Source organism: Nocardiopsis sp. iso_186 (assembly GCF_056173365.1).
In genome coordinates, this window is record NZ_CM149670.1 from 1,394,189 (window position 1) to 1,405,775 (window position 11,587).

Below are 11,587 nucleotides of genomic sequence, written 5' to 3' on the forward strand. Positions count from 1 at the left end.
CACAGCCGGTCGAGGGCACGGGGCGCGGTGCCGATCAGGTACGGGCCGCGGCGGGAATCCCGGCGAGGTCGAGCATCAGGTCGCGGACCTCGGTGGCCGCGATCCGGTCCCGGGCGGAGCCGGGATCGCTGCACAGCAGTACCGGACCGTGCGCGGGGTCGCCGCCGGTGCGCCCGTGCGTACCGCGCACCCAGTGCGCCTCCATCGGAACCACGTTCATCGCGTAGCGCAGCCCCAGCTTCTTGCGGACCAGCCCCAACCCCGCGCGCAGCTTCGCGGTGGGATCGGCCGGGTCGAGGAACAGCTCGGCCGGGTCGTAGCCGGGTTTGCGGTGGATCTCCACGCCGCGCGCGAAGTCCGGTGCGCGGGTGTCGTCGTTCCAGTAGTAATAGGTGAACCACGCCTCGGGCTCGGCGACCAGCACCAGTTCACCCGACCGCTCGTGGTCCAGCCCGTGCTCGGCCTGGCCCTCGCGGTCCAGGACCAGCTCCACCCCCGTCAGCCCCGCGCACAGTTCGGCCACCGCCGCGCGGTCCGCAGGGTCCGCCACGTAGACGTGCGCAACCTGGTGATCGGCCACGGCGAAGGCGCGCGAGGTCCACGGGTCGAGATACTCCATACCCTCCTGGACGTACACCTCCAGCAGTCCGGCCTCGCGCAGTGCCCGGTTCACGTGCACCGGCCGGGAGGCCGGACCGATCCCGTACTCGCTCAGCGCGATCACCGACGCGCCCAGTTCCCGTGCGTCGTCCAGCAACGGCGCGAGAGCCGTGTCCACGGCGCGTACCGCGGCCACGGCCTCGGGGGAGTCGGGGCCGAACCGTTGGAGGTCGTAGTCCAGGTGCGGCACGTAACACAGGGTGAGGTCGGCGCGCGGCAGCAGCCGCCGGCTCGCCGCCACGATCCATTCGGTCGAGCGCAGGGAGGCGGTCGGGCCCCAGTACTGAAACAGTGGGAACGGCCCGAACGCCTCGGTCAGTTCGTCGTGCAGCTCGGGCGGGCGTGTGTAGCAGTCGGGGGACTTGCGCCCGTCCGCGTGGTAGACCGGCCGCGGTGTCACCGTCCAGTCGGTGGTCGCACCCATCGCATACCACCAGCACACGTTCGCGGTGCGAAAGTCCGGTCGGTGCTTCCGGGCGGTCTCCCACACCTTCTCGCCGCCCACGAGCCGGTTGTGCTGGCGCCACAGGTGGACCTCGCCCAGATCACGGAAATACCATCCGTTGCCCACGATGCCGTGGCCGCGGGGCATCTCCCCGGTCAGGAAGGTCAACTGCACGGAGCAGGTCACCGCGGGCAGCACGGTCTCCAGCGGGGCCTGCCACCCCTGCTCCGCCAGCGCGCGCAGTCGCGGTGCGTGTTGCAGCAGGGCGGGGGTGAGCCCCACGACGTCGATGACGAGCAGGCGGCTCATGCGTCCTCCAGTCCGATGCGGGTGAGCCGTCGGTGCACCCATGCCAGCTCCGCGGCCAGGCCCTCGACCAGGCCCTTGTCTCCCTCGGGGCGGCTGCCCTCGGGCAGCACCGACCAGGTGTAGGTCTCGACCTCCAGGTGGTCGGTGACGGGAGCGCCACCGCCGAACAGCGCGGCGAGGGTGTGCGACAGGTGATCCTGGGTGCCCTCGAGCGGGGCGAGCGGACCCTGGTGCAACGGGACGTGGAAGTGCACCCGCCACGGTCCGGCGCCGGGCAGCCGGGCGGCCCCGTCGAGCGCGGCCGGCAGGTCGTCGCGGGCGCGCACCCCTTCGGGGGCGGCCTCGCGCACCTGGTGCAGGAACCGGTCCTCGGCGAAAGAGCCCAGCGCGGCGCGCACCTCGCCCTCGCCCGGGTGCGATGCCTGGACCGCCGCCGACGCCTGGACCTTGACCACGGCCAGTCCGGCCCCGGCCAACCGGGCCAGCGCCTTCTCCGGATCCTCGAAGGCGACCGCGAGGTGGCAGGTGTCCAGGCAGACCCCGATGTGCTCGCGATCGGCCCCCGCCAAAACGCGCGCGGCCTGTTCGGTGGTCTCCACCACGCATCCCGGTTCGGGTTCCAGGCCCACGCGCACGGGGCGGCCGGTTTCCGCGGTCAGGGCGCGCAGACCGGCGGAGAGCCGGTCCAGGTTGTTCAGGGCGAGACGTTCCCGTCCGGTGTCCCAGGGGGTGCGCCAGGCCAGCGGCAGCGTCGAGATGCTGCCGCGCCGGGCGTCGTCGGGCAGCAGCCGGGCCAGGACCCGTGCGCAGTCCAGCGTGTAGTCCAGCCGTTCGTCTTGGGTCCAGTCGGGGTGGTAGACCTGCCCTTTCACCACGGGGGCGTGGAAGCCCGCGTAGGGGAAGGCGTTGAGCGTCACCACCTCCAGCCCGTGCCGGGCCAGGCCGGTGCGCAGCCGGTCGGTCTCTTCGGGGGACCCGGCCAGGCGGCGGGCCAACCGCGCGGGCAGCCACAGGCCCAGACCCACCCGTCGGGTTCCCAGAGCGGCGCGTACCGGGCCGCCGTAGCGTCGTAGTTGGTCGAGCACGCCGTCGAGGTCTTCGGCCGGGTGCACGTTGGTGCAGTAGGCGACGTGCACCGGGGTGCCGTCGGGGTGGCGCATCCGCACCGTCTCAGCCCTCCCGTCCGCCGCGCAGCACCGAGTTGTCGGCGAAGGTGGCCGAGGAGTCGCCGGTGATATCGTCCACCAGCAGCCGCCCGCTCTGGGCGTAGAACTCCACAGGATTGCGCCACAGCACCCGGTCCACGTCGTCCTCGGAGAAGCCGTGGGCGAGCATGGCCCTCCCCGTGGCGGCGGTCTTCAACGGGTCGCTGCGCCCCCAGTCGGCAGCCGAGTTGACCATGATCCGGTCCAGGCCGCGCTCCGCGAGGATGCGCACCATCCGGTGCTCGTCCATCTTGGTGTCGGGGTAGATCGAGAACCCCATCCAGCATCCGCTGGCCGCCACCAGGTCCAGCGTGGTCTCGTTGAGATGGTCCACCACCACGCGTTCCGGGGGCAGACCCGAGGCCGCGACGAGGTCCAGGGTGCGGCGGGTCCCGGCGGCCTTGTCCCGGTGCGGGGTGTGCACCATGACGGGGAGTTCGTGCTCCACCGCCATCTCCAACTGGCGGGCGAACGCCTTCTCCTCGGCGGCCGTCATCGAGTCGAACCCGACTTCGCCCACGGCCACTACCCCGTCCTTGGCGAGATAGCGAGGCAGCACGTCCAGGACCTCCGCGCAGCGGGGGTCGTTGGCCTCCTTGGGGTTCAGTGCGATGGTGCAGTGGTGGCGGATGCCGAACTGGGCGGCCCGGAACCGCTCCCAGCCGATCAGTCCGTCGAAGTAGTCGGTGAAGGACCCCACGTTGGTGCGCGGTTGCCCCAACCAGAACGCCGGTTCGACGAGGGCCCGGACTCCGGCGGCGTACATCGCCTCGTAGTCGTCGGTGGTCCGCGAGGTCATGTGGATGTGCGGGTCGAAGATGCGCATTCCGTCTCCTCGGGGTGGTGCTGGAGGGCCCGGTGCTGGGCGAGGGCGAGTCCGGCGGCGGCGCGGCGGTCGGGGTGCGGGGAGCGGGCCTCGGTCGCCAGCGCCTCCAAAGTGGGCGGATGGTCGCCCACCAGCAGCCAGGTGGCGTCGGGGACGGTGCGTCCGGCGGCGACCCGCTCGGCGACGAAGCCGCCGGCCATCCTGGTCAGCTCGGCGTCGCACCGCGTCCGCAGCCCGTGCACCGCAGCCAGCGGGACCCCGATGAACAGGCACTTGAGCACGCCGTGGCGCCAGTCGGCGTCATTGAGGTGGTGGTATCCGCAGGGGCCCATGGCCGCCGCCACCAGGCGCGGGTCGTTGGTGCGCAGCGCATCGGCCACCAGTTCCGCGGTGGCCGGACCGATCCGCACCCCGTCGGGGCCCTCCAGCCCGCGCAGGACGGCACGCTTCTCGTCGGAGTCGCCGAACCGGTAGAGGTCGGCCACCTCCGCGGCTACGCGCTCGGGTCGCCCCGCAAGGGTCGGGGCATCGCGCAGGGCCCGCAGCAGTGCGCCGCGCGCACGGTCGGCGGGCGTGGGGCCCAGAAGCCCGGCCGGGTCGGCGGGATCGGTCCGGGCGCCGGCCACCAGCCGCGCCGCGGCCGGGAAGCGTACGGCGACGGCCGCCGGCCGCTCGGTGATCTCGGCGACCAGGCCGTGCAGCCGGGCCCGCGATGCGTCGTCGAATCCGGCCAGCGGATCGTCTCCGCTCCGGGCGTTCACGCGTTCGTCCCGACGCCGACCTCGGCGAGCGCGTGACGCAGCGCCGCCATGGACCGGGCGGCCACGGCAGGAGCCCCGTGACCGTGCCGGGGGAGTTCCACCGACGCCAGACCGGTGTACCCGGCTTCGACCAGGGCGCCGAGGACGGCGGGGAGGTCGAGGTCGCCCGTTCCGAACTCCAAGTGCTCGTGCACCTCGGGACGCATGTCGTCGAGTTGGACATTGGTGAGCAGGGGCGCTGCCGCGTGCACCGTCTCGACGGGGCCCCGGGACTCGTTGCACACGCAGTGCCCCACATCCAGGGTGACGCCGAGGACGTCGGGGTCGTCCAGGCGCGCGCGCAGTTCCAGGACACCGTCGAGGGTGTCCACGAACATGCCCGGTTCGGGTTCGAAGGCCAGGCGCACCCCGCGCCGTTCGGCCTCGGCCAGGACCGGGGCGATCCCGGTCACCAGCCGCTCCCACCCGGTGTGGTCGTCGGTCCCCGGGGGGAGGACGCCCGACCAGAAGGAGACGGCCTCGGCGTCCAGGTCCGCGGCCACCCGGACGGCTCGGCACAGCAGATCCACCCGACGCTCCCTGCCCTGCTCGGAGACCAGGGTCGGCTCGTGCTTGCGCCATGGATCCAAGAGGTAACGGGCTCCCGTCTCCACCATGACCGCCAGTCCCAGTGACTCCACACGCCGGGCCACCGCTGCGGTTCGTGCCGCGAGGTCGGGGGCGAAGGGGTCGAGATGGGGATGATCCAGGGTCAGGGCGACCCCGTCGTAGCCCAGCCCGGCGATCACGGCGAGGGCGTCGTCGAGCCGGTGGTCGCCGAAACCGTTGGTTCCGTATCCCAGACGCAGGCTCATGTCGGCGACACCACCTTCGAGGCGGCCCGGGCGATCGGCCCGGCACACAGCAGCGCGGCCGCCGCGCCGACATGGCCCGACCGGGCCAGCAGTGCGGCCTGCAACGGGATCATCCCCCGGATGCCCGCGCCGGTGGCGCTGCGTACCGTCGCCGCATCGGGACTGCGCAGCGCCTCGGTCTGGGCGGCGCCCACGGTCGAGGCGAACAGTGCGGCGAATGCCGGAGCGGTTGCGGATCTCCCGCCGGGAGCGGGCACACAGGCCAGGGCGGCCCCGGTGAGCGTGGCCGACAGGGCGAGCCCGGCGTCGGCGGGTGCAGCACCGTTGACCTCTCCGCGGCTCAGTGCCGTCACCCCGGCCGTGTGCACGGCCATCGCCAGTGCAGGGACCGCGGCCGTCGAGCGTCCCCCGGCGCCCATCAGTACGTCCAGTCCACGTGCACCCGCCATCAGGGCCGGGCCCACGGGGCCGCGGCGTCCCGCCAGGTCGTAGCACCAGATGGTGGCGGCCAGTGGCAGCGCCACCGTGAGCGCGCGCCGCCCACCGCCCCAGGTTGCGGCGCCGACACCGGCCGCGGTGAGGCCGGTGGCCAGCGCGAGCGCACCTCCGGGACTGACCCGGCCGGAAGGGATCGGACGCTCAGGGCGCTCCACGGCGTCGATCGTGCGGTCCGCGTAGTCGTTGAGGGCCATGCCGGCCCAGTACAGCAGGGTGGAGGCCACCGGTAGGGCCCACGTGCGGCGGCCGTTGGGCCACCCGCTGGCCGCGGCTCCCGCGAGCGTGTCGCCGGGCACGGTCAGCGCCGCGGGCAGCCGGACCAGTTCGGCGGCGTCGCGCAGCCTCACGCCTGTCCCTCCGGAGCCGGGCGGGCGCACCAGTCGGCGAGCGCCTGCCACTGCGCCGAGAGGCGGTGCTCGTCGCTGCCGGCGGGGTCCTTGAAGAAGAACCCCATGGCGCCCACCGGGCCGGTCTCGCCCATGGCATGGGCGCGTGCCATCAGGCGCACCAGGTCCAGCACCAGGGGTGCGGCGAGCGCGGAGTCGCAACCGGCCCAGGTGAACTGCAAGGACATTCGCACCCCGAGGAACCCCTCGAAGGAGATGTGGTCCCAGGCGGTCTTCCAGTCACCGAGGTCAGGGGTGTAGTCGATGTGCAGGGGGCCGTCCACGGGGTGGCCGAGGATCGACTCCAGCCCGCGTGCCTTCGTGGTGATCTTGCTGGCGGCGTTCTCCGGGGAGGCCAGGGTCGCGCCGTCGCCGCCGCCCAGCAGGTTGTACGAGGCCCAGGAGCGGACCTGGAGCGCCCGAGTGGCGAACATCGGCGCAAGGGCGGTCTTGACCAGGGTTTCTCCGGTCTTGGCGTCGCTCCCGGCCCAGGGCAGGCCCTCGCGCGCGGCGAGTTCGACCAGGGCAGCGGGGCGTACGGAGGGGCTGGGGGTGAAAGCCACCAGGGGGCAGCCGGCGCGCAGCGCGGCATAGGCATAGAGGGAGCTGAGAGGCAGGGGTGTCTCGCCGGAGTCCAGCGCTCGTTCGAGGGACTCCAGGTCCGCAAGGGCCGGTTCAGCTCCCACAGGCGGCTCGGTACTGGTCAGATCGACGACGATCACACGGTCCAGGGCGTTGTCGTCGCGGAAGGCGCGGATGTCGGCACTGAGCCGGTCGGTGGCCGCGCGCTGGGACTCGCCCGGGCCGGTGCCGGGTCGCAGCCGTGCTTCGATCTCGGCCAGTCCGTCGCCCAGCGCCGAGGGCAGGTGGGGCGGCAGGACGCCCGACGCGGCCAGGGCCTCGGCCTTCTTCGCCAGCGGTGTGGCGCTGACGTCGTGGCCGCCGATGACGATCGGGCCCGTGGGCAGCAGGGCGGCGTCGGCGATCCCGGGGAGTTCGGTGACGCATCCGGTCCGCTCACCGAGCCCGGCGGCCAGGGCCAGGGCCCCGACCGCCGCAGTGGTGGCGACGGAGCCGCGAGCGCCGAGGAACCAGGCGCCGACTCTCTCCTGCGGGTGGTGACGACCTGGGGGTCTGGTGCTGACGTCCTCCGTCGAGGAGGGCTGCTGCTCGTGCTCGGGGGTGGGGGCGGACAAGGCGTCCTCCTCGCGACACGCAGGCCGAATGGCGTGTGTTCTCAGTCACGGATGTGCGTCGGATGTCTCGAAAGTTAAACCTGGTAACTACCGACGGTCAAGAGTTAGGAAACACAATGTTTTCCTGCTTTGTCATCCGATATGGCTAAGTCACCTGGTTGTCGCGTCCTGGAAACCTGTCTGTGCAGGCTGGGGCGTCCTCCAGCTCGCGCGTCACGGCGGCGGTCTCCATGTATTTCTGCTGGTAGGGGCGCCATGCTTTGCGTTTCTCGGTTCGCGGCACCATCAGCTTTTGTTGCTGATTGTCGGATTTAACTGTCCGTGACTTTGTTAGCCGACTGGACAAAGATTGAAACTTCTTGGCCGAAGATATGGCTCTTGGGCGGTTATGTGTGTAACTTCACGTCTGTACCGGCCCGGTTCGCTCCAAGGATGCGCTAGGGCGCTTCCCTAGGGTGCGGGTCGCCCTTCACCGGACCGTGCGTTCTCGCACGGTCCCCCTGGTGGCGCGCCGGCGCGCGCCGCCTCTGCGGAGCGCCCCCGACTGCATGAAGGAGAAGGCATGGCCAGAATCGACAGGAGCGAATTCGGAAGACGCGGATTCCTCCGGACCCTCGCCGCCGGCACCGTGGCGGTGAGCGCGGGGGCCCTCACCGGAGCTGCCGCCGGCCCCGCCCACGCCGCCGCAGGACGGCTGATCCCGCCCGGCAAGATCGGCATCCAGCTTTACAGCATCCGGGACAAGGTGAGCAGCCTCGGCTTCCGGGTCGTACTGGAAGAACTCGCCCGCATCGGCTACAAGGAAATCGAGTTCGCCGGTTACACCCAGGGTTCGGTCGGCGCCATCACGGTGCAGGAGATCCGCCAACTGCTCGACGACAATGGGCTCAAGGCAGTGGGCAGCCACGTCGGCCTGGGCGCCTGGCGCGCCAACACCGAGCAGGAACTCGACAACGCCGAGATCCTCGGCCTCAAGCACGTCGGCACCGCCAACGCCCCTACCAACGTCAACACCGTTGCGGGATACAAGGCCGCCGCTGACGAGTTCAACGTCTTCGGCGCGGCTGCCGCCTCGCGCGGCATCAAGTTCTACCAGCACAACCACGCCGGGGAGTTCGGCTTCGCCACCGACCAGCCCAGCGTCCGCCTCTACGACGTCTTCCTGGAGAACACCGACCCCAACACGGTCTTCCTGGAGATGGACATCTACTGGGCCTTCGCCGGCAAACACCTCTACCCGGGGTTCGAACCGGTGGACTACGTCAACGCCAACCCCCGGCGCTACCCGCTGTTCCACGTCAAGGACGGCAAGACCAACAACGCCAACAGCAACGGCTACGACATCATCGAGTTCGGCGCCGGTGACCTGCCCTTCCAGAAGTTCTTCAGCTCGCTGCGCACCCGCGGTGCCCACCACGGCATCTGGGAGCAGGACAACGCGGGATCCACCGCGGTCCCGCCCCACCCCGTGGACTCCATCGGCAACGCCGAGCGCAGCTACGACGCGATCTACCGGCTGCGCGGCTAGCCCCCCGGCCAACCACCCCGCACCCCCACCCGGCGCCGTTTCCCAGGCGTCCGGGCGTGGCACCCGTGTGCCCGACACCCCCAGGGATCCGTCTCCCGCCAAGGAGCACCCAGCGTGAAATCTGCATCACGACGTCTGCTCAGCCTGTTCTCCGGGCTGATACTCCTGACCGGTTTCATGGTCGCCGGCCCCACCGCCGCCTTCGCCCATCCCGACGACCCCCACGACGACGAGCCGGCCCTCGACTGGAACAACTACGAGCGGGTCACCCTCACCAAGAGCGTCGGAGAGCCGATCGACCTGGCCCTCATGCCGGACGGGTCCATCCTGCACACCGCCCGCAACGGCGAGGTACGCCGAACCGACCCCGCGACCGGGCTCACCAAGATCATCAACACCATCCCGGTCTACGCCAACTCCGAGGACGGCCTCCAGACGATCCACCTGGACCCCGACTTCGACGAGAACAACTGGGTCTACGTCTTCTACGCACCCCCGTTGGACACCCCGGCCGGTTCCGCTCCCCAGCGGCTGCCCGCCGGTGCCGACGACTCCTACTGGGACGCGTGGAAGGGCCACAACCAGCTCTCCCGGTTCAAGTGGGACGACAGTGCAGGGGCGCTGGACCTGGCCAGCGAACAGGTCATCATCGAGGTCGAGGTCCAGCGCGGCCAGTGCTGCCACGTCGCCGGCGACATCGCCTTCGACTCCGCGGGCGACCTCTACCTCGCCACCGGTGACAACACGCCGGCCTCGGCCCCCGGCGCCAACGGGTACGCGCCCAACAACGACGCCCCCGGCTTCAACCCCGGCTACGACGCGCGTCGTTCGGCCGGCAACACCAACGACCTGCGCGGCAAGATCCTGCGCATCAGCGTCGAGGACGACGGCTCCTACACGGTCCCCGAAGGCAACCTCTTCGCCCCGGGCACCGAGGGAACCCGCCCCGAGATCTACGTGATGGGCCTGCGCAACCCGTTCCGCATGGAGATCGACCCCGCCAACGACGCCCTCCTGTGGGGCGAATACGGTCCCGACGCCGGGACCGCGAGCGACACCCGCGGCCCCATGGGCTACGTCGAGTGGCAGTCCACCAGCAAGCCGATCAACGGCGGCTGGCCCTACTGCCACGGCCCCAACGCCGTCTACAACGAGTGGGACTTCGCCACCTCGACCCCCGGCGAGTGGTTCGACTGCGACGCCCCCGTCAACAACTCCCGTTGGAACACCGGCCTCACCGACATCGGCGTCCCCGCCACCGAACCGCAGCTCTGGTACGGCGACTCCGACGACGACCAGCCCTGGCCCGAGCTGACCGCCTTCGGCGGCAGCGGCCAAGGTCCCATGGGCGGCCCGGTCTACCACTACGACCCCGACAACCCCGCCCCGGGCAAGTTCCCCGAGTACTGGGACGGCAAGGCGTTCTTCGGGGAGTTCTCGCAGAACTACATGGCCGCCTTCGCGATCGACGACCCCGACGGTCCGGTCACCCATATCGAGAACTTCCTGCCCAACGAGCACCTCGACTCGATCGTCGCCCCGCCCTGGCGCGGTGTCATGGACTTCGAGTTCGGCCCCGACGGCTCGCTCTACGTGCTGGAGTACGGCACCGGCTTCTTCCGGGAGAACCCCGACGCCGGCCTCTACCGGATCGACTACGCAGAGGGCGTCAAGGCGCCCACCGGACGCTTCACGGCCACCCCGCGTTCCGGACAGGCGCCGTTGACCGTCGAGTTCGACGCCTCCACCTCAACCGACCCCGCCGGAAGCGAACTCACCTATGAGTGGGACTTCACCGGCGAGGGCGAGTTCACCGAGACCGGCGTCACCGCCACCCACACCTACACCGAGAAGGGCGAGTACTTCCCCCGCCTGCGCGTCACCAACGCCGAGGGCAAGTTCAGCCTGGTCTCCCAGACCGTCGTGGTCGGCAACACCGCCCCCGAGGTCGAGATGATCCTGCCCGTCGACGGCGGTTTCTTCGAGTGGGGCGACGAGGTGCCCTTCGAGTCGGTGATCACCGACCCCGAGGACGGCGACGACATCAACTGTGACCGCGCCCTGTGGCAGTTCGGCATCGGCCACGACGGTCACGCCCACCCCGGCGGCACCGGCTCCGGCTGCTCGGGCACCATCCCCACCCCCTCCGACTCCGACCACGGCGAGACGGAGAACACCTACGGCGTCTTCCTGCTCACCTACACCGACTCCGGTGCCGAAGGCGTCGGGCCGGCCACCGGTGAGGGTTCCGCCTACATCAACCCCAAGCTGCGCGAGGCCGAATGGGCCGGTGAGATCAACGGCGGCGAGATCGTCAACGACAGCAGCGCCAGCGGACAGCGCAAGGTCACCGGTCTCGGCGAGGGGGATTGGATCTCCTTCGACCGGTTCAACTTCACCGGCATCAGCGGCGTGACGTTGCGTGCGGCCGCGGCCCAGAGCGGCACCGTCCAACTCCGGTGGAACGCCGCGGACGGACCGGTGATCGGCGAGGTCGAGTTCGACGAGAACAGCGGCTTCACCAGCGCCTCCACCTTCCTGGAGAACGCGCCGGACGAGACCGGGACGCTCTACATCAGCGCCAGCGGCGGGATCGACCTGGACTCGCTGATCTTCCGTGGTCACGGAGTCGCGGTTCCGGTTCCCGCCGGTGACGCCCTGACCGGCCTGGAGGCCCTCGTAGCCGACTCCGGACTCGACCGGAAGGCTGAGAAACTCCTGGGAACCACGCTCGACGTGGTCTCCCGCCACCACGCCAACGGTCGCACCACCCAGGCCGTCGCGGAACTCCAGAAGTTCCAGAACCAGGCCACGGACGGTACCAACGTCACCGACACGGCCCTTGCCGAGGACCTTTTCTGGGCAGCCCAGGGGGTCATCGAGAGCCTCGGCGACTGACCTTCCACCCCCTACCGCAGC

9 protein-coding genes are annotated in these 11,587 nt (G+C 70.7%); 2 read left to right on the plus strand and 7 right to left on the minus strand.

Translation table 11 applies throughout. From position 1 onward, the window contains the following. Positions 1-34: 34 nt before the first annotated feature. From AC0VYP_RS06305 to AC0VYP_RS06335, 7 genes are read right to left on the minus strand one after another with little or no spacing between them, the layout of a single operon-like run. Positions 35-1,414 (minus strand): alkaline phosphatase family protein, encoded by a 1,380-nt coding sequence (locus tag AC0VYP_RS06305; RefSeq protein ID WP_475472980.1) that lies wholly within the window; start codon positions 1,412-1,414, stop codon positions 35-37. Then, on the minus strand, positions 1,411-2,580 hold the full coding sequence (gene eboE, locus AC0VYP_RS06310; RefSeq protein ID WP_475472982.1) for a metabolite traffic protein EboE: 1,170 nt from the start codon (positions 2,578-2,580) through the stop codon (positions 1,411-1,413). The genes AC0VYP_RS06305 and eboE overlap by 4 nt, the downstream gene beginning before the upstream one ends. Positions 2,581-2,584: 4 nt before the next feature. Next, on the minus strand, positions 2,585-3,445 hold the full coding sequence (locus AC0VYP_RS06315) for a TatD family hydrolase (RefSeq protein WP_285759310.1): 861 nt from the start codon (positions 3,443-3,445) through the stop codon (positions 2,585-2,587). After that, positions 3,415-4,206: an EboA domain-containing protein gene (locus tag AC0VYP_RS06320; protein WP_285759312.1), complete on the minus strand. Its 792-nt coding sequence runs from the start codon at positions 4,204-4,206 to the stop codon at positions 3,415-3,417. Before AC0VYP_RS06320 ends, AC0VYP_RS06315 begins: the two co-directional genes overlap by 31 nt. Next, the gene (locus AC0VYP_RS06325) at positions 4,203-5,060 is read right to left on the minus strand and encodes a sugar phosphate isomerase/epimerase family protein (protein WP_475472984.1); all 858 of its coding nucleotides are present in this window, start codon (positions 5,058-5,060) and stop codon (positions 4,203-4,205) included. The genes AC0VYP_RS06320 and AC0VYP_RS06325 overlap by 4 nt, the downstream gene beginning before the upstream one ends. Continuing rightward, on the minus strand, positions 5,057-5,905 hold the full coding sequence (locus tag AC0VYP_RS06330) for an SCO3242 family prenyltransferase (protein WP_285759315.1): 849 nt from the start codon (positions 5,903-5,905) through the stop codon (positions 5,057-5,059). The genes AC0VYP_RS06325 and AC0VYP_RS06330 overlap by 4 nt, the downstream gene beginning before the upstream one ends. After that, positions 5,902-7,140, minus strand: a complete 1,239-nt coding sequence (locus AC0VYP_RS06335; protein WP_285759317.1) for an inositol-3-phosphate synthase — start codon at positions 7,138-7,140, stop codon at positions 5,902-5,904. The genes AC0VYP_RS06330 and AC0VYP_RS06335 overlap by 4 nt, the downstream gene beginning before the upstream one ends. A gap of 562 nt (positions 7,141-7,702) precedes the next feature. Between AC0VYP_RS06335 and AC0VYP_RS06340 the strand changes: the two genes are divergently transcribed. Both AC0VYP_RS06340 and AC0VYP_RS06345 read left to right on the plus strand, forming a co-directional pair. Then, positions 7,703-8,668: a sugar phosphate isomerase/epimerase family protein gene (locus tag AC0VYP_RS06340; RefSeq protein WP_285759319.1), complete on the plus strand. Its 966-nt coding sequence runs from the start codon at positions 7,703-7,705 to the stop codon at positions 8,666-8,668. Between the two features lie 114 nt (positions 8,669-8,782). Further along, complete coding sequence (locus AC0VYP_RS06345) at positions 8,783-11,566, plus strand: PQQ-dependent sugar dehydrogenase (protein ID WP_285759320.1); 2,784 nt, start codon at positions 8,783-8,785, stop codon at positions 11,564-11,566. Positions 11,567-11,587 lie beyond the last annotated feature (21 nt).

Coding starts and splice junctions, on each gene's coding strand:
- AC0VYP_RS06305 (WP_475472980.1), bottom strand. CDS start 1,414: ATGAGCCGCCTGCTCGTCATCGACGTCGTGGGGCTCACCCCCGCCCTG.
- AC0VYP_RS06315 (WP_285759310.1), bottom strand. CDS start 3,445: ATGCGCATCTTCGACCCGCACATCCACATGACCTCGCGGACCACCGAC.
- AC0VYP_RS06325 (WP_475472984.1), bottom strand. CDS start 5,060: ATGAGCCTGCGTCTGGGATACGGAACCAACGGTTTCGGCGACCACCGG.
- AC0VYP_RS06340 (WP_285759319.1), top strand. CDS start 7,703: ATGGCCAGAATCGACAGGAGCGAATTCGGAAGACGCGGATTCCTCCGG.